This is a genomic window from Dyadobacter sp. OTU695 (assembly GCF_038440355.1).
Taxonomy (GTDB): Bacteria; Bacteroidota; Bacteroidia; order Cytophagales; family Spirosomataceae; genus Dyadobacter.
Window position 1 is genome coordinate 1 of sequence record NZ_JASATN010000015.1, and the last position, 18,318, is coordinate 18,318.

18 protein-coding genes are annotated in these 18,318 nt (G+C 48.2%); 7 read left to right on the plus strand and 11 right to left on the minus strand.

Going from position 1 to position 18,318, the window contains the following annotated elements:
* Positions 1 to 11: 11 nt before the first annotated feature.
* The gene (locus AAHB90_RS23745; RefSeq protein WP_342087736.1) at positions 12 to 1,034 is read right to left on the minus strand and encodes a LacI family DNA-binding transcriptional regulator; all 1,023 of its coding nucleotides are present in this window, start codon (positions 1,032 to 1,034) and stop codon (positions 12 to 14) included.
* 152 nt (positions 1,035 to 1,186) lie between these two features.
* Between AAHB90_RS23745 and AAHB90_RS23750 the strand changes: the two genes are divergently transcribed.
* From AAHB90_RS23750 to AAHB90_RS23765, 4 genes are all read left to right on the plus strand, one after another.
* A complete protein-coding gene (locus AAHB90_RS23750) occupies positions 1,187 to 2,590 on the plus strand; it encodes a Gfo/Idh/MocA family protein (RefSeq protein ID WP_342087737.1) in 1,404 nt (467 codons plus the stop codon).
* Between the two features lie 5 nt (positions 2,591 to 2,595).
* Positions 2,596 to 3,369: a glucosamine-6-phosphate deaminase gene (locus AAHB90_RS23755; RefSeq protein WP_342087738.1), complete on the plus strand. Its 774-nt coding sequence runs from the start codon at positions 2,596 to 2,598 to the stop codon at positions 3,367 to 3,369.
* Between the two features lie 66 nt (positions 3,370 to 3,435).
* Entirely contained in the window at positions 3,436 to 4,578 is a 1,143-nt protein-coding gene (locus AAHB90_RS23760; protein ID WP_342087739.1) for an acyltransferase family protein, read from the plus strand.
* A 4-nt stretch (positions 4,579 to 4,582) separates the two neighbouring features.
* Positions 4,583 to 5,893 carry a hypothetical protein gene (locus AAHB90_RS23765; RefSeq protein ID WP_342087740.1) on the plus strand — a complete coding sequence of 437 codons (1,311 nt, stop codon included), beginning with the start codon at positions 4,583 to 4,585 and terminating at the stop codon, positions 5,891 to 5,893.
* Here AAHB90_RS23765 and AAHB90_RS23770 read toward each other — a convergent pair.
* The 3 genes from AAHB90_RS23770 to accC form a co-directional block, all read right to left on the minus strand.
* On the minus strand, positions 5,877 to 6,557 hold the full coding sequence (locus AAHB90_RS23770; protein ID WP_342087741.1) for a 2-C-methyl-D-erythritol 4-phosphate cytidylyltransferase: 681 nt from the start codon (positions 6,555 to 6,557) through the stop codon (positions 5,877 to 5,879). The genes AAHB90_RS23765 and AAHB90_RS23770 overlap by 17 nt on opposite strands.
* 88 nt (positions 6,558 to 6,645) lie before the next feature.
* Positions 6,646 to 7,695, minus strand: a complete 1,050-nt coding sequence (queA, locus tag AAHB90_RS23775; RefSeq protein ID WP_090374545.1) for a tRNA preQ1(34) S-adenosylmethionine ribosyltransferase-isomerase QueA — start codon at positions 7,693 to 7,695, stop codon at positions 6,646 to 6,648.
* 263 nt (positions 7,696 to 7,958) lie between these two features.
* Positions 7,959 to 9,464: an acetyl-CoA carboxylase biotin carboxylase subunit gene (gene accC / locus AAHB90_RS23780; RefSeq protein ID WP_342087742.1), complete on the minus strand. Its 1,506-nt coding sequence runs from the start codon at positions 9,462 to 9,464 to the stop codon at positions 7,959 to 7,961.
* Positions 9,465 to 9,640: 176 nt separating this feature from the next.
* Here accC and AAHB90_RS23785 point away from each other — a divergent pair, with 176 nt between their 5' ends.
* A complete protein-coding gene (locus tag AAHB90_RS23785; protein WP_342087743.1) occupies positions 9,641 to 10,912 on the plus strand; it encodes an aminotransferase class I/II-fold pyridoxal phosphate-dependent enzyme in 1,272 nt (423 codons plus the stop codon).
* A 260-nt stretch (positions 10,913 to 11,172) separates the two neighbouring features.
* A complete protein-coding gene (locus tag AAHB90_RS23790) occupies positions 11,173 to 11,355 on the plus strand; it encodes a histone H1 (RefSeq protein WP_342087744.1) in 183 nt (60 codons plus the stop codon).
* 56 nt (positions 11,356 to 11,411) lie between these two features.
* Here AAHB90_RS23790 and AAHB90_RS23795 read toward each other — a convergent pair whose 3' ends face one another.
* The 3 genes from AAHB90_RS23795 to AAHB90_RS23805 form a co-directional block, all read right to left on the minus strand.
* Positions 11,412 to 11,825: a MaoC family dehydratase gene (locus tag AAHB90_RS23795; RefSeq protein ID WP_342087745.1), complete on the minus strand. Its 414-nt coding sequence runs from the start codon at positions 11,823 to 11,825 to the stop codon at positions 11,412 to 11,414.
* A gap of 95 nt (positions 11,826 to 11,920) precedes the next feature.
* Entirely contained in the window at positions 11,921 to 12,298 is a 378-nt protein-coding gene (hpf, locus tag AAHB90_RS23800) for a ribosome hibernation-promoting factor, HPF/YfiA family (protein ID WP_188937173.1), read from the minus strand.
* A gap of 230 nt (positions 12,299 to 12,528) precedes the next feature.
* Positions 12,529 to 12,831 carry a DUF4286 family protein gene (locus AAHB90_RS23805; protein WP_342087746.1) on the minus strand — a complete coding sequence of 101 codons (303 nt, stop codon included), beginning with the start codon at positions 12,829 to 12,831 and terminating at the stop codon, positions 12,529 to 12,531.
* Positions 12,832 to 12,899: 68 nt separating this feature from the next.
* On the opposite strand from AAHB90_RS23805, the gene AAHB90_RS23810 reads away from it, so the two are divergent.
* Positions 12,900 to 13,319 carry a cytochrome B gene (locus tag AAHB90_RS23810; protein ID WP_342087747.1) on the plus strand — a complete coding sequence of 140 codons (420 nt, stop codon included), beginning with the start codon at positions 12,900 to 12,902 and terminating at the stop codon, positions 13,317 to 13,319.
* Between the two features lie 78 nt (positions 13,320 to 13,397).
* Here the strand turns inward: AAHB90_RS23810 and cysM are convergent, their stop codons facing one another.
* The 4 genes from cysM to AAHB90_RS23830 form a co-directional block, all read right to left on the minus strand.
* Complete coding sequence (cysM, locus tag AAHB90_RS23815; RefSeq protein WP_342087748.1) at positions 13,398 to 14,270, minus strand: cysteine synthase CysM; 873 nt, start codon at positions 14,268 to 14,270, stop codon at positions 13,398 to 13,400.
* A 198-nt stretch (positions 14,271 to 14,468) separates the two neighbouring features.
* A complete protein-coding gene (locus tag AAHB90_RS23820) occupies positions 14,469 to 15,674 on the minus strand; it encodes an alpha/beta hydrolase family protein (RefSeq protein WP_342087749.1) in 1,206 nt (401 codons plus the stop codon).
* 84 nt (positions 15,675 to 15,758) lie between these two features.
* Complete coding sequence (locus tag AAHB90_RS23825) at positions 15,759 to 16,490, minus strand: alpha/beta fold hydrolase (RefSeq protein WP_342087750.1); 732 nt, start codon at positions 16,488 to 16,490, stop codon at positions 15,759 to 15,761.
* 67 nt (positions 16,491 to 16,557) lie between these two features.
* Positions 16,558 to 18,276, minus strand: a complete 1,719-nt coding sequence (locus AAHB90_RS23830; protein WP_342087751.1) for an AMP-binding protein — start codon at positions 18,274 to 18,276, stop codon at positions 16,558 to 16,560.
* Between the last annotated feature and the right edge of the window lie 42 nt (positions 18,277 to 18,318).

Consider the following 18,318-nt stretch of genomic DNA (forward strand, 5'->3'; position numbering starts at 1 on the left):
GGGCGCCCCCATCAAACTTGGTAAAGCTTTCTCTGCGTGGACTCCCTTACAATAAGTTCAGTCGGCAATGAAACTTGCTGAATGGGGTAGTTTTGCTTTTGAATATGTTTAATAAGCACTTCGCAGCTTTTACGTCCGATTTCGTAGGCAGGCTCCGCAATTGTGGAGAGAGAGGGCGTGATAATTTTCGACGTAGGATCGTTGGTGAAACCAATCACACCTACTTCTTTCCCAACAAGAATACCATGCCCACGCAGCCAAAGAATGGCCCCGAAGCCTTTTCGATCGTTCACGGAGAAGACAGCATCTGGTTTTGACGGGCTGTTGAATAGTATTTCCATGTCGTGCCGACCGTTTTCATCGCTGAACCCGGAATGAATGACGCCATAGGATTCAAGATCGTGCTTTTTTAATGTATCAAGGTAACCTTGCAGCCGTTGTTGGGTAAGGTTCAGGTCACGGGGACCTGCCAGATGGGCAATTTTGGAGTATCCCTGGGCAATCAAATGCTCGGTAGCCATACAAGCGCCGGTATAGTCGTCCTGGACTACCACGGATGTGCTGATAGACTCGGGTACACGATCAAAGAATACCAATGGCATATCTGCTTCGATCAGTTCTTCGAAATGGCTGAAATCGATTGTTTCGCAGGTAATGCATGCCAGCAGTCCGTCGACACTACTTAGCGAGAGTTCCTGGACAACCTTCCTTTCCCAGTACGCCGAATCGTTCGTCAGATACAGCATCACCTGATAATTTTGTTCCAAAGCATATTCCTGAATCCCCGTAATTACAGTAGAAAAATAGTAATTGGTAATAGCCGGAATGATCACCGCGATTTTATGCGTCCCGCTTTTGACTAACCCCGTTGCATTAAAGTTGGGGCGGTAATTCATTTTTGCCGCAGTATCCAATACCAGTTTTCTGGTCTCCGCACTGACATCATAAGTATCTCTCATCGCGCGTGAAACCGTAGCTACCGATATCCCAAGTGTTTTGGCAATGTCTTTGATTGTGGTTATTCTTTTTGTCATTGAACTAACCGGTTCATGGCATGGAATGAAATTCTGGTTTCGATAACGTTCTCGCTACTATTTAAAGTAAATATCTGGAATGCCGCTATAAAACATTGTAAAATTGTACGATTGCAAAACGTTTTTTTGGATTGTATACCAAATCAGAGCAAATGAAAAAGCGGGAATTTTTGAAAATAGCCGGTTTAGGTACGCTGGGAATAGCCGGGACTAATGCGAGGGTTACCGGAGCACCGGATTTGGTCGTACCATGGGATAAAAAGCAGGCCTTTAACATGTGCGGTTACGCAGCACCAAAGATGGATGTGGTACGTATAGGCTATATCGGTATGGGTAATCGCGGTGGCGGCGCCATTAAAAGGATTGTCCATCTCGCCAGCGTGCAGGTGAAAGGCGTGGCTGACATATTGCCTGAAAAAGCCAACAGCGCAAAGAAGTTTCTGACTGAGGCAGGACATACTCCCGATGCCTATTCCGGTTCGCCGGATGCATGGAAGAAGCTTTGCGAGCGGGACGACATCGACCTGATTTACATTTGCACACCCTGGAACCTCCACGCACCGATGGCGCTATACGCTATGGAGCACGGAAAACACGTCGCAACGGAAATTCCGGCGGCTACCACTGTGGAAGATTGCTGGAAGATGGTGGAAACATCGGAGCGAACCAAAAAGCATTGCATGATGCTTGAAAATTGCTGTTATGATTTTTTTGAATTACTTACACTCAACATGGCCCGGCAGGGCTTTTTTGGAGAAATCGTTCATGTGGAAGGTGCGTACATTCACGACATTTTCGAATCTCTATTTCAAAAAGACAAGCGTTTTGATCTTTGGAGATTGAAAGAAAATCAACGGAACGGCAATTTATATCCTACCCATGGACTGGGACCGGTGGCGCAAATCCTGGATATTAACCGTGGCGATAAAATGGATTACCTTGTATCGATGAGTAGCAACGACTACATGCTGCGGGCAAGGGCAGACGAGCTTGCAACCCGGGATCCTGACTTCAAGAAATATGCAGGCAAATCCTACCGGGGCAATATGAACACTACGACGATTAAAACGAATAAAGGAAAAACGATCATGTTGCAGCATGATGTGTCGTCTCCCCGCCCCTATTCGCGTTTGCATTTGATCAGCGGGACCAAAGGTGCTGCACAGAAATATCCATTGCCGGAAGACGGCATCCAGGGACGTATCTCCCATGGCCATGAATGGGTCAAAGCTGATGAATTCAAAGCGCTGGAAGAAAAATACCGTCCTGAAATTGTGAAACGGGTCGGAGAACTGGCAAAAAAGGTAGGCGGGCATGGGGGAATGGATTTCCTGATGGACTGGAGATTAATAGACTGCCTGCGCAACGGCCTACCCTTGGATCAGGACGTATATGATGCAGCGTCATGGAGTGTAATCTCGCCTCTGAGCGAATGGTCGGTGGCCAACAAATCCAATTCAATTGATATTCCGGATTTTACAAACGGTTCATGGAAGAAAAACAGGCCTGTGGACATCGCATTAAAAGAGGGCGGTAATACGGAAGTAAAATCATAAAGCGTATGAAAGTTATTATTTCGGAGACAAAGGAGGAGCTGGGGCAAAGTGCCGGCGCTTATGCGGCCATGATTATCAGAGATACGATAGCCAAGCAAGGGTATGCTAATATTATCCTGGCGACTGGTACCAGCCAGTTTGAGACCTTGAATCAGCTTGTAATAGAAGGTGATATCGATTGGTCGAAGGTCACGATGTTTCATTTGGATGAATATATAGGTCTTTCCGTAACGCATCCGGCGAGTTTTCGGAAATATCTGACCGAGCGTTTTCTATCCCGGGTACCTCCGCTCCGGGCTTCGTATCTGATCAACGGGGAAGGTAACCTGGAAGAAGAGTTAAGCTATCTGGCGAGACGGATCAGCGAGCATCCGATTGATGTAGCTCTGGTAGGAGTTGGCGAGAACGGGCATTTGGCTTTTAACGACCCACCGGCAGATTTTGACACCGATACACCCTACCTGATAGTGAACCTGGATGAGCCGTGCCGTCGACAGCAAATGGGTGAGGGCTGGTTCGGGTCACTCGACGAAGTGCCTTTGCAGGCAATCAGCATGTCGGTGCGGCAGATCATGAAGTCGACGCACATTATATGCTCAGTTCCTGATGAGAGAAAAGCGGTAGCGGTGAAAAACAGCCTGGAAAACGAAGTCAGCAATGCATTTCCAGCCAGTATTTTGCAGCTCCATCCGAATTGCACATTTTTCCTGGACAGGGAATCTTCAGGATTATTGATCGGAACCGAAACTGCCGACCAAGATACCCGGGTCGCGAAATAGTATGGATTGTTTTGGGTAAAAAACAGCAGTACAATAACTTATATTCCAAACAGTTACCCTAAACCTATGGAAGCACCGTCTATTGTCGTTCACAAGGAATTAAAGCAATCCAATGCGCCTGGCCGGCTTGCGTCCATCGATGCATTGCGTGGATTCGATATGTTGATGATTGCCGGCGGCGGGCAGTTTATAGCTCTGCTGGGCGGAAAGACGGGTATTCCGCTTATCGATGCCATCGCTGCGCAGTTTGAACATCCTGCCTGGAATGGGTTTACATTTTATGATTTTATTTTCCCGCTGTTTCTCTTTCTCGCGGGCACCTCACTCGCATTCAGCGTCACGGGCGGAGTCGCGAAGGGTATTCCGCAGTCGGTGATTCGCAACAAGGTATTCAAGCGGATGCTGATCCTGATTGCCCTGGGGATACTCGATAAGAATGCACCGATGGATATTTTCGATCCCGCACATATCCGGTACGGAAGCGTGCTCGGGCGGATCGGTCTGGCGACGTTCATTTCGGCTATTCTGTATATGAAATTTAGTACGAATCGGCGGCTATACATAGCGGTCGGAATCCTCGTCGGCTATTACCTCACTTTGATTTTGGTGCCGGTGCCTGGCTTCGGCGCTGGCGATCTTTCTTTCGAGGGCAACCTGGTGGGATGGTTCGATCGGAGCTTTATGCCAGGTAAATTGAAACAAGATACCTACGATGAGCTGGCGCTGTTAACCCAGTTTCCCGCAATATGTCTTACCATTTTCGGTACTGTGGCGGGTGATACCTTGTTGGGGGAACGGAATACCGGACCCAAATTGCAGAAGCTCTTCGCGTTCGGATTGACAGGTATTGTCGTCGGATTGCTCTGGAATTTTGTATTTCCTGTGAATAAACACCTTTGGTCCAGTTCGTTTATCATGCTTACTTCCGGAATGGCATTTGTCATGCTCGCGTTGTTTTACTGGATTATCGATGTGAAAGGTTATCAGAAATGGTCGTTTTTCTTCCGGGTTATCGGTCTGAATTCGCTTGTTATTTACCTCGCCGTCAGGTTTGTAGATTTCAACGAATCTTCGCGGTTGCTTTTCGAAGGTATTTACAAACACGCGCCGCAAAATTGGCATGAGGTTTACAATGCGCTGGGAGGCTTTGTACTTGTCTGGTTGTTCCTCTACTTTTTGTACCGTCACAAAATCTTTGTCAAAGTTTAATATAATGAAAACCGACGATATGGGCCGCATTTCGGGGGATGTTTCGAGAAGATCTTTCATTAAGACTACGGCCGGTACGGTCGCGTTATCTATCGCCGGAGGCGCTACGGCCGGTATAGCTGCCCCGGTTTTTCATTCAGACAGCAATCACAATCAATCTATGGCATCAGAAAAAAGTCTGATCGGCGCCTATGGCCCCTGGGCCGCCTCGTTGCTCCCGGCGCAACCTCCCCTTTCTTTTCGCAATAAAAGGTGGGATAATGTAGACACCTGGCGGAAGGAAGCACTGGAAAAGACGAAAGACCTTGTGTCTGCCCCGGCAAAACCGGGTTTGCCCAAAGTTACTGTTAAGAAAAAGTATGTCTACGACGGGCTGGAAATTGAAGAACTCTCGTGGCAACTGCCTTACGGAAGGCCAACCGAGGCTGTTTTGCTTAAACCGGCAGGCTCTACCAAGCCGCTGCCAGGCATCCTGGGGCTTCACGATCATGCAGGAATGAAGTATTTCGGTTTGCGGAAAATTGTCAAAACCTCGGACGATCAGCATCCGATATTGAAGGAACATCAGGAGACGGACTACGGCGGCAGGGCATGGGCGAATGAGATTGCGAAGCAGGGCCACGTGGTGCTGGTACATGATACTTATGCGTTCGGTAGCCGGAGGGTTTATTATGAGGATACAAAGGGGCTGAATTGGGGAGCGGTGAGTACCCATGGGAAATCGGATGCCGATCCTGAAAAGGCAGAGAATATACGGACGTACAATGCATGGTCGTCCGAGCATGAGCACGTAATGTCCAAATCGCTGTTTTCGGCCGGGACGACCTGGCCGGGCGTATTTCTCATGGAAGACCAGGTTGCATTGGACATTCTGGCCGACCGGAAGGATGTGGACGCCAGCCGCCTTGGTTGCGGCGGACTTTCAGGAGGTGGTTTGCGGACGGTATACCTGGCGGGACTCGATCCACGGATCAAATGCGCCGTTTGCGTTGGTTTTATGACTACCTGGAAGGATTTGGTTTTAAATAAGTCATTCAACCATACCTGGATGACCTACACGCCATTACTGCCTAAATACCTAGATTTCCCCGAAATTCTGGGACTTAGAGTGCCATTGCCGACATTGGTATTGAACAACAACCAGGACGAGCTGTACACCCTTCCGGAAATGAAGAATGCAGATGCTGTGTTGACGGAGGTTTACAAAAAAGCCGGCGCTTCCGACAAATACAAGGCCAGCTTTTACGACGGTCCTCACAAGTTTGACGCCGATATGCAGAAAGAGGCGTTCGAATGGTTCAGGAAGTGGCTTTAAGGTAGATTTCCGCCCAGCGAAGATCTTCGGGTGTTGTGATCTTGATATTCTCGTAGGCGCCGTCGATAAGCTGGATGGGGTAGCCCCAGGCTTCGAGCACGCTGGCGCAGTCTGTAAACGATTCGTGGTAGTCGGCAGCGAAGGCGGCCCGCATCCATGAGGATCTGAAAGTTTGCGGGGTTTGAATGAGCCTGAACAGCGTGCGGTCCATTGCTTTATTGCCTTCATTCTGGCCTACGATACGGATGGAGTCCTTCAATGGAACACTTACCACGGCGGCGCCATGCAACGCAGCATTTATGAAGCTATCAGCGATGATTTCAGTTGAAATAACCGGTCGTACGCCGTCGTGAACGGCAATTAGGCACTCCGCCTGATCAACAATGCTGTTCAGCCCGTTTTTGACGGAATGGAATCGTGTTTCTCCACCGGTAACCAGTTGATGTTCGATTTCGAAATGGTGCTCCTTGCATAATTCGTCCCAAAAACCGATTTGCTCCGCAGGCAGTACCACTATAATGCGCAGGTCGCGCGAGTAGCCTGCAAATGCGCGGATCGTATGCATGAGGACAGGCTGACCGTTGACCGGCAGAAACTGTTTGGGGATATCGCTTTTCATGCGGCTCCCGCTGCCGCCGGCCACGATAATGACGTATTCTTGCATGGACTTTGTGCTAACAAAAAAATGGTCATTTACGGCTCAGGACAAAGGTCGCTGATCATAAATGACCATTGGGTAGTTGGGTTGTATATTAAATGATCAGCATCGCGTCGCCGTACGTGAAGAATTTGTATTTCTCCTTGATAGCGATGTCATAAGCTTTCATGACCAGATCAAAACCTCCGAAGGCACAGGCGGCCATCAAAAGGATCGATTCCGGTAGCTGGAAATTAGATAGCAATGCATTAGCAATCTTGAAATCGTAGGGAGGGAACACGAATTTATCCGTCCAGCCTTCTACGGGTTTCAAGTGGCCGCTCGCCGATACCGACGACTCGATAGCCCTCAATGAAGTGGTACCAACCGCACAAATGCGTTTTTTGCCATCGATCGCCTTGTTGACGATCTCGGAAGTGCTTTGCGTGATGCGGTAATTTTCAGAATCTGTTTTGTGTTTCGTCAAATCTTCCACGTCCACTGTACGGAACGTGCCAAGGCCCACGTGCAAAGTAACCGGCGCGAAGCTGACACCTTTGATTTCCAGCCGCTTCATGATCGCCTTTGTAAAGTGCATACCTGCTGTCGGGGCCGCTACCGCACCTACGTGCTCGGCGAAAATGGTCTGGAAACGCTCGCGGTCGGCACTTTCCACCTTGCGGCGTGAAATAATTTCGGGAGGAAGGGGCGTCTCGCCCAGTTCGTCGACCAGTTTCATGAATGCGTCATTGTCACCGTCGTAAAGGAACCGGATCGTACGGCCACGGGAGGTCGTGTTGTCAATTACCTCGGCAACCAGGTCGCTGTCACCGAAATACAGTTTGTTCCCCACACGTATTTTACGTGCCGGATCAACCAGAACATCCCAAAGACGCATTTCGCGGTTCAGTTCGCGCAGAAGAAATACTTCTATTTTTGCGCCGGTCTTTTCCTTTTGGCCGTAGAGGCGCGCCGGGAATACCTTAGTGTCGTTAATAGCCATTACATCGCCGTCATCAAAATAATTGATCACATCAGCGAATGTTTTATGTTCAATTTCTCCTGTTTTCCGGTGAACGACCATCAGGCGGGACTCCCCGCGGTCAGAAGGATGAAGTGCAATTAGACTCTGGGGAAGATCAAACTTAAATTCGGATAGCTTCATAGCTGGATATTCTGTGAATTTCTTTGGTCGTAGATATTGTCACGAAGAAGGGTAAATCCCTATTTCTGACGGATTCCGGCACTTATTACAACGAATGATAGCAATTATTAACTACATAAGCATTCTTCATTCAAAGAAAAATTGACATCGGGAATACTTACAAGTGTTTCAAATTGCGCAAAATTTTGTATAATCAGCCCTTACCTAAAATAAGACCGCAAAAGTACGAAATTTTTTAAAAAATTTCAATAAATACGGCGCTTTTAATGTGCGGCAAACCGACGGGCTTTCCATTTGGATGCATTTACCGCCACTTCCTCATTCTGAACGGGTTTCTGTTCTGTTGACGTGTTGTTCAGAAGCACGGAAATCACGGCTGCAAGGCTTGCTTCTCCGTGACCGGTATTTGTACTTAAGGCATCCGGGTGGAAATACCGGCTCACGAAATTCGTATCGAAGCTGCCGTTCACAAATGCCTCATGTTGCATCACAAACCGGCAGAATGAAAGGGTCGTCTGCACCCCGCTGATCTGGTATTCGTCGATGGCCCTCGTCATTTTCCGGATCGCCGTTTCCCGATCTTCCCCGTAAGTGATCAGCTTGGAGATCATCGGGTCGTAATAGATCGGGATCTCCATGCCCTGTTCAAAACCATCGTCCACGCGGACACCATTGCCGTCGGGTTTTACGTAGGTATGCAAAGTGCCAATGTCGGGAAGAAAATGATTGGCGGCGTCTTCCGCATATACCCTCACTTCGATTGCATGGCCCCTGATGTGCAGATTTTCCTGCGCAATGGCCAGCGGACGGCCTTCCGCAATCAAAATCATTTCCTTTACCAGGTCGACGCCCGTGATCATTTCAGTTACGGGATGTTCGACCTGCAAGCGTGTATTCATTTCCAGGAAGTAGAAATTCTTTTTTTCGTTCATGATAAACTCCACGGTCCCTGCGCCATAATAGTTGCAGGAGCGCGCCACGTCCACGGCGCACCGCCCCATTTCTTCACGGATCTCGGGTGTAATGGAAATCGACGGGGCCTCTTCAACGACTTTCTGATGTCTTCGCTGGATGGAGCATTCGCGTTCGAAAAGGTGGATAATGTTTCCATGATGGTCGCCCAGGACCTGAATTTCAATGTGTTTGGGAGAAGTAATATATTTTTCGATGAAAACGGAGCCGTCGCCAAATGCGGCTTTCGCTTCGCTGACAGCGCGATCCATCTGCTCGTCGAATTCCGCTTCATTTTCTACCACGCGCATTCCCTTTCCACCACCGCCTGCACTGGCTTTGATGAGGATCGGGTAACCAATCCCTCTGGCAATTTGTTTCGCTTCGTCGCGGTCGTCGATCGCATCCGGCGTGCCGGGTACCATCGGAATATTGTATTTCGAAGCTGCTTGTTTGGCTGCCAGCTTGCTGCCCATGATCTCGATCGATTCCGGCGACGGACCAATGAAAATCAGCCCTGCATTCCTCACCCTGGCCGCAAATCCTGCGTTCTCTGAAAGAAAACCGTAACCGGGATGGATCGCATCCGCATGAAGATCTTGGCAGGCTTTCAGTATTTTATCAATATTAAGATAAGATTCCGAAGATGGTGCCGCGCCCAGGCATACGGCCTCATCGGCATACCGTACATGCGGGGACGTACGGTCGGCCTCACTGTAAACCGCGACGGTGGCAATGCCCATTTCACGGGCGGTACGCATAATACGCAAGGCAATCTCACCCCGGTTGGCGACTAGAATTTTTCGGATTGGGGGCATAAAAATGGTGGTAAGGTTTGGGATACAGCGTACGGATTAAAGGCACTGTTTTTGTTAATTTACTAACTTACCGTAGGTTGCAATGACGACGGTCTTTTTTTAGTTAAATGTAATTTTTTTATTTTTGCATTTATCTAACATTCAAATCATCAGTTACCCACATAAAAAAAGAGAGAGTGGATATTTTCGAGAAATTGCGCAACAACTCAGGTCCGATCGGAACTCCGGCTAAAATGCTGAACAGCCATCATTATTTTTCGTTTCCGATGCTGGAAGGAGAGCTTGGTCCGCGCATGAGGTTTATGGGACGGGAAGTGCTGAACTGGAGTCTTAATAATTATCTGGGCCTGGCGAATCATCCGGAAGTCCGCCAGGCGGATGCCGAGGCAGCTGCCAAATGGGGGCTTGCTTACCCGATGGGTGCGCGGATGATGTCAGGGAATTCTGTTCTCCACGAGACTTTTGAAAAGGAACTGGCGCAATTTGTTGGTAAAACAGATGCATTCCTCCTCAATTACGGTTATCAGGGCGTAATGTCCGCGATAGAATGTCTTTGCGACCACCGCGACGTGATCGTTTACGACGCCGAATCCCATGCCTGTCTGATCGACGGAATCCGTCTTCACAAAGCCAAATTAGGAGAATATTACAAGTTCAACCATAACGACATGGTGAGCCTGGAAAAGAATCTGATCAGGGCTACCAAACTCGCGGAAGAGAAAGGTGGCGGCGTTTTGGTAATTACTGAGGGCGTTTTTGGGATGTCGGGAAAGGTAGGTGATTTAAAAGCCATCGCCGAACTGAAAAAGAAATACAACTTCCGTCTGCTTGTGGACGACGCGCACGGTTTCGGAACAATGGGTGAAACTGGTGCCGGGGTAGGCGAGTTGCTGGGTGTTCAGGACGAAATTGACCTGTACTTCTCCACATTCGCGAAGTCGATGGCGGCTATCGGCGCGTTTATCGCTTCGAATGACCCTGAGATCATCATGTTCCTTAAATACAACATGCGTTCGCAAACCTACGCCAAGGCGCTTCCGATGCCTTACGTTGAAGGTTGCCGCAAGCGTCTTGAGATGATCAAGCAAATGCCCGAGCTGCGTTCGAAGCTTTGGGAAAACGTGAAAGCCATGCAGGACGGCCTTCGCAGCCGCGGTTTCAATATCGGTGAAACCGAATCGCCCGTTACGCCGGTGTTCCTTCACAGCGAAGGCGGTGTGCCAGAGGTTACCCGGATGGTGCGCGATCTCCGCGAGAACATGGGTGTTTTCTGCTCGATCGTCGTTTATCCTGTGGTACCAAAAGGACAAATCATGCTACGGATCATCCCGACCGCCTCGCATACCCTGGAAGACGTTGAATATACCCTGAATGCATTCACGACGCTCGCAGAGAAACTCAAAAACAGAGTGTATCAGAGCGACGATGTGCAGGAAGTCGTGGAATAGTTATAAAACCGCTTTTTTTGCGCGCAGAGGGCTTTTTTTTAAAAGAGCCCTCTTTTTTTGAGCGCCGGGCAATAAAAGTTACTGTGCGTAACATACTGTTATTGAGGATATTATGAGGGTGTTGGTATTTAATTGTATTTTAGAAGTGTTTTTTTTTGTTTTTTGGGTTGCTTAAATGGTTTTAATTACTAAATTTCGGTCAAAACATGCGTTTTTAGCGTGTGAGAGGCATTTTTTTAAAACTAAAAAACAAGGAAAACATGGCAAGATTCGATGAAGTAAAAGATTTGGTTCTTTCATTGGAAGGCGATTTCGATAAGTTCTATAATAAAGGCAACCAGGCTGCCGGAACTCGTGTTCGTAAGGGCATGCAGGATCTGAAAACGTTGGCTCAGGATATTCGCGCAGAAGTTCAGAATAAGAAGAACGAGGGCGAGAAGTAACGAAGCACACGGAAGACTTTGAAAGCCCCGGCAATTTTGCCGGGGCTTTTGCTTTTTTAGAACTTCTCCTCGTTGACCATCGTGGCAATGCCACGGACAGTGATTTTTTTGGTGGTCGCGTCGTAAATCTCGGTCGAGATTTCGGCGATATGCTTGGCAGGGTTAATGGAAACGATCTTGAAAACGGCGCGGTATTCGGTGTCGACGAACATCGGACGCAGAAATTCGACGGTTTGTTTCAGGTAAATGGAGCCAAAACCGGGAAATTGAGTACCCAGCACTTTTGTGAAAACCGTAATACCCAGCATTCCATGGATGATGGGTTTTTTGAACTGCGTTGTGGCAGCATATGCAGCATCGAGGTGAACTGGGTTATTGTCGCCTGTGAGGTCGGCGAATGCCTGCACCTGCTCTTGCGTGAATTTGAAAAGATGGTCGAATGTCGAATCAACAACGGGTTCTATTTGCATAATAGGGCTATTTGCTTGATGGAATTTCAAAAATACACCTAAAACACAAAAAGCCGCCTGGCGGAGGCGGCTTCTTGTGTTAAGTTCAAACTGGCCTATTCTTCAATATCCTCGGCCAGTACGACTACCCCGTTGTCTTCGGAGAGTCCATCAAGGCTTTTCGGAGCCCTGGAATTGTTGCGTTTATTTTTAAATTTTTTAACCTGCATTTTCAGGGTATCTATTGCCAAATCGGTTGCTTCTTCAAATGTGGTTCCCTGCTCTCTCACAAACATCGTTCCGCCGGGCACGTAGAGCTTCACTTCAAGGAGTTTGGTATGCAACTTGGTATTATCATTCCTGTCGAGCTTAAGGAATACCTCTCCACTGGTGATCCGGTCATAGAACGTATCCAGTTTATCCAATTTTTGCTGAATGAAAGTCAGCAATTTGGGATCGGCATCAAAGTGAATTGCTTGCATCTGCAGTCTCATAAGCACACATCATTTTAAAGTAAAACATATTTCCCACCGCCTTCACATATTTGAACCGGAGTTTTATTCATCTTCGGATAGTTATAAAAAACCAACATATCCGGGCTGATCTCCTGGTAAAATCTGCCTTAACGGTAGATTAAATAAAGGGAAATATTAAGTTAATGTCAAGTAATAACCCTGGTTTTTAAGGTACATTTATTTGTACAGAAAATCCCCGGCCCAACGTCCTACGCTTCTTCCAGAAGTGTCCTGAAAGAAACATATTGCCCGTTGAAGAGCTCGTGATGGCGCTCCTGCAGAGCGGGCTGGAAATGCGTTTGATAAGCCAGAAAGTCTTCCATCGTCCTGAATTTAAACTGAGTAGTATAAGTCGAGCCTTCGTTCTCAATTTCGGTCAGGAGCCGTAACAGGTTACATTCCAATGGCAGTTCGGTGGCCACGATTTCCGGGATATACACCGATTTCATATAATGCAGCCAATCTTTTTCCGCCTGATAGCTGATATTGACTGTGATGTTATAGACGATCATTTTATAAAAATTTATGTTTGCGAGTTACATTTGCATGCATATACTTATTCACCGTAAACAGTATTATCATGAATATTCTTCTACACGCCCATTCGGGCCTCCGTTATGTGGTGTTAGGACTTTTGATCGCAGCGATTTTTACGGCATACTCCAAGTGGCAGCAAGGCAGCCAGGAGGACAGCAAGCTGTACCTTTTTACCCTCATTGCAACCCACACCCAGCTGTTGATCGGGCTGGTGCTGTATTTCATGAGCCCCAAAGTTAACTTTGATCTGATCAGCGAGAAAGTATTTCGTTTTTATTCGATAGAGCACGTGTTCATGATGCTGATCGCGATTGTGCTCATTACCGTGGGCAGGGTGCGTTCCAAGAAGCTCGCCGGCGCAGCCAAACACCGGACCGTTCTCTACTTCTACGCACTGGCATTGGTGATCATTCTCGTAGCTATCCCCTGGCCTTTCCGGAATCTGGGATCGGGATGGTTTTGATATACTTCGGCTTTCGGCAATCGGCTATCGGCTTTTTTGGGTTTGATAGCCGATTGCCGAAAGCTGACTGCCGAAGTCCTATCCAAACAACTCGCTGGACAAATAGCGGTCTCCACGGTCGCAGATGATGAAGACGATTACGCCTTCTTTTAATTCCTTCGCCAGCTCTATGGCTGCCCAGGCCGCGCCTCCGCTGCTCATTCCTGCAAAAATTGCTTCCTCGTTAGCCAGGCGCCGGGTTGTAAGCGTGGCATCCTCCTGAGATACCTCGATCACCCTGTCTACGCGGTCCTTTTCAAATATTTTGGGAAGATATTCCACCGGCCATTTGCGGATGCCGGGGATGCTTGAACCGTCGTTTGGCTGGCAGCCTACAATCCGGATATCGCTGTTTTGTTCTTTTAAATAGCGTGAAACCCCCATGATGGTACCCGTGGTACCCATTGATGACACGAAATGCGTGATCTGCTGATCGGTATCGCGGTAAATTTCAGGACCGGTAGTGCGATAATGCGCCTTCCAGTTATCGGGGTTTGCAAACTGGTTGAGCATAAAATAGTCGCCTGCCGCAGCCTTTTCTTCTGCCAGGTCGCGGGCGCTTTCCATGGTCTCGGTGAGGATCACCTTTGCGCCGAATGCTTCCATCGTGAGCACGCGCTCGCGGGTGGAGCTCTGGGGCATCAGCAATTCTATTTCAAGGTCAAAAAGTCGCGCAATCATTGCGAGCGCAATGCCCGTGTTGCCGCTGGTGGCCTCCACGAGCTTCATGCCCGACTTTATTTCTCCGCGTTCCAGCGCTCCTTTAATCATGCTGTATGCGGCGCGGTCTTTCACGCTACCGCCGGGATTATTACCTTCCAGCTTGCCAAAAATGCGGACTTTGGGATTGGGATTAACTCTTCGTAATTCAACCAGGGGTGTATTGCCTACCAGATCCAGTAATGATGACATGGTGTAAATTCGTGATGTTGTGATTCAAAAAAGGTACGTGTATCAAGAGCTACCGGCATTCCGGCCTCTTTCTGAAAGCGTAAATCAACAACATCGAACAGACGTAAAGAATGCCCGCTTGGAGGAAAATATAGAAAACTCGGCAGTAAAAAGCATATTTACCCTATGAAACTAATGGGATGCAAATATATCGGATAATTACTGGGTGTCGGCAAAAAATTGCTGTGTACCTAAAAGGAATGTGAAGATAGAACTGCTGTGCGTTCCTCCTTTGATGGTAAACAATTCGACATTTGTGGCCCCTGCCGCTTTCATCGCGTTAAGTGCGTTCACGGAGTTGAAGTAAAACACCAGCGGGTCCTGATCGCCGTGATAAAGGCGGGTCGGTGTTTTAGGTTTGAATTTATAAACGTCATTATCGCCAATGGCGTCGATGAAACCTTTGTCGGTCCCGTCGTTCAATGCCTTTTTGAATGAATCGTTCAGAATGCTGCTGAAACTCTCATTGATATTTACATTAATACCATTCTGTGCAATCTGCGATGCGTATTTATCACGGAAATAGTAGGTTGCAGGCTTGTTAAGCTTGTAAATCCTGTCATAACTAAGCAAAACCCACAGATACAGCGAATTATAGGTGCCTTCCGTAGGAGAATTAACGATGTACTTCATGAATGCGGTCTTATCGTAAGCGCCAGCCCCGCAGCTCGATGCCCTCAGGTTGAATTCGGATGAAGCTTCTTCTTCGATTTTTCTTTGCAGCGACATCGTGGCGAACCCTCCTTCTGAATATCCCGCGACGTACAGCTTTTCATTCCATTTAACTTCCGTCTGGCCTTGAAGGAATTCTTTCGCAGCGCGCAGCATGTCAAGGGATGCGGACGCAAGGCTCGCGCGGTGCTCATACGGGTGTGGCAGTGTTTCGGAAGCACCATAGCCAATATAGTCGGGGTAAGCGATTACGTACCCCATTGAACCAAACAGCGAACCAAAGGATGCTGCTTCGGAATTATCAGCAAAGAGGGACGGCGCTTCTTTGGGGTTGCGCATGGTGCCGTGCTGTACACTGATCATCGAAACCGGCCCGGTTACCACGGGCAATATCAACGCGCCGGACGCTGTAATTTCAGTGCCGTCCGTATTCTTTGTTTTGTAGGTGATTTTATAAACTTTAATATCGTTTTTTACATAACCCGCCACGATCCCGCCAAGCGAACCCGCCTGCTGGATAACCTGATCCTTGGTCAGGGTCTTGATAGAAGCACTTTCCTTTAAATAAACATTCTCCTCCTTGGGTGGTACCAGCTTCGTATCGTCATCCTTACACGAATTGAGAATGAGGAGGCTCCAAATGAGCAGAAAGGAAAGCCGACGGACAAGATCAGAGGTGGTAGATTTTTGCATAGCTAAAAGATAAACAGGCCATTAGTACATGGATGGTAACGCATAATGGCCTGTTTTTGATGACAGTTTCTCCTTTTTCTTCTACTAAATTTTACTCATATACCAGTTGATCATCCTGGCTGTGGCATCCGGCCGCTCTACCATTCCCATATGACCCGCTTCGGCGAAGATCAGCGGATAGCTTTTTTTCGGGAATTCGGCCAGTTCAATCACGCTTTCGAACGGGATCAGCTTGTCCTGCATTCCAATAATGAATAAAACGGGGAAAGGCAGACTGGCCAGTACTGCGGTACGGTCGGGGCGGTTGCGCATGGCCGTGATACCGGCGATCAGCGCTTCGGCAGGTAATTTGCTGAAATAGGCAATATGCTCTTTGATACGCTCGGGATAAAGCTCTTTGTAGCGGTCACCAAAAAGGTTGGCGGCGGTACTTTTAACGAACGACTCCGTGCCGTAAGTCCGCAGCAGATCGATCATCTGACCGCGCTGGTGCTTTTTAGCGTCGTCATCGGCGTAGGCCGTGGAATGGAAAAGCCCGAAACCTTCGAGCATGTCCATGTATTTTTCGGCAAATGCCAGGGAAATATAGCCGCCCATCGAATGGCCTATCAATATACATTTCAGGATGTTGGCATTGGTCAGGAAGCGGTGGAGCTCGTCGGCATATTCCTCTACCGACTGACAGGAAGTAAAGAGCGAAATGTTGGGCCTAACTACCGTGTAAGTGTCATTCAATGCAGCGTCGAGGCTGTCCCAAATCGTGTCGTCTATGCCATGACCATGTAGTAGTACCAAAGTTTTCCGGTGTAGATTCATATAGATTTGCATTCAAGGTTGAGAACTTGTTTGCCTAAATATACTAAACCTTCTTCCGTTTGCGGCCCTAGTGGCTAACTTTCGCCATTTCTTCTTCGCGCAGCGCACGGCGGAGTATCTTACCTACATTCGTTTTGGGAAGCTCCTTCCTGAACTCGATCTGACGCGGGCATTTGTAGCCTGTAAGGTTCTCTTTACAGAATGCTTTCACCTTTTCCTCAGTCAGTTCCGGGTCTTTTTTGACTACAAAAATCTTCACCATCTCTCCTGATTTTTCATCCGGAATGCCCACGCAAGCCACTTCTGCAACGCCGGGGCACTGGGCTACGACGTCTTCGATTTCATTGGGATAAACATTGAAACCCGAAACGAGAATCATATCCTTTTTCCGGTCCACGATTTTGAAGAAGCCGTCCGGATCTTCGATACCGATGTCGCCTGTTTTGAACCAGCGGCCGCTTTCGTCTTCCAGGATCACTTTGGCGGTTTCATCGGGGCGGTTAAAATAGCCGAGCATGATTTGCGGCCCTTTCGCACAGATCTCGCCGCGTTCGCCTACGGGCAGCCATGCATTATCCTCGGAAAGGATACGCATTTCCGTGCTAGGGAAGGGCAGGCCTATGGTACCTTGCTTATGTTTGCCGTTCAACGGGTTTACCGATAGTACCGGAGAAGTCTCGGAGAGCCCATAACCTTCCACCAGCGGGCAGCCAGTGGCTTTTTCCCAACGTTCCGCCACGATTTTTTGCAACGCCATTCCGCCGGCTATTGTAATTTTAAGATTTGAGAAATCCACCGAAGCGAAGTCCGGATTGTTCAGCAAACCGTTAAAAAGGGTATTCAAGCCTGGGAAAATATGGAACGTGTATTTTTTGAGCTCCTTTATAAATGCAGGAATATCCTTCGGATTGGTGATCATGACATTCAATGCACCCCATTTGATTCCGCATAGCCCATTGATCGTCATAGCGAACACGTGGTAAAGCGGCAATGCGGCAATGAGGGTCAGCTGCCCGGTGGTCTCGGAATTGCGCATTTTGGACATGAGCCATTCGTTGATGCCCTCTACATTGGCGATCAGGTTCCTGTGGGTAAGCATGGCACCCTTGGATACGCCGGTGGTACCGCCGGTGTACTGGATAAATGCAAGATCCAGCCCGGATACGTTCGGTTTTTGATACGTAATTCCAGAGCCGATCGACAAGGCATGGGCCAGGGTCACCGTATTTTTAAGGTGGTAGGCAGGTACCATTTTCTTCACGTATTTCACGACGGCGTTCACAATCAGCTTTTTGGGGAAGCCCAGCATATCGCCGATTTCGGTAATGATCACGTGTTCGATATCGGTATTGGCAATAATCTTTTCAAGATTAGCGGCGAAATTGGCCAGTATGACAATGGCTTTCGCACCCGAATCCTTGAACTGGTGCTGCATTTCGCGTGGAGTGTAAAGCGGGTTGGTATTCACGATTGTAAGGCCTGCACGCAACGAACCCATCATTACCACAGGATATTGCAGCAAATTGGGCATTTGCAGGGCAATACGGTCACCCTGTTTCAGTCCAATACTCTGGAGATACGCGGCGAAATTCTGCGAAAGCTCATCCAGTTCTCCGAAAGTCAGCTTTTTGTCCATATTGGAATAAGCTGCTTTGCCGGCATTTTCCCGGAAACTCGCTTCCATCATTTCGAGCAGCGACGAGTATGCATCCGGATTTATTTCATAGGGAATGCCCTCCGGATAGTTTTTAAGCCATGGATAGGTATCCTTCGATATCGCGATCATAATGTAGAGAGCAAAGGGTGTGAACGAATATTTGTGAATTAA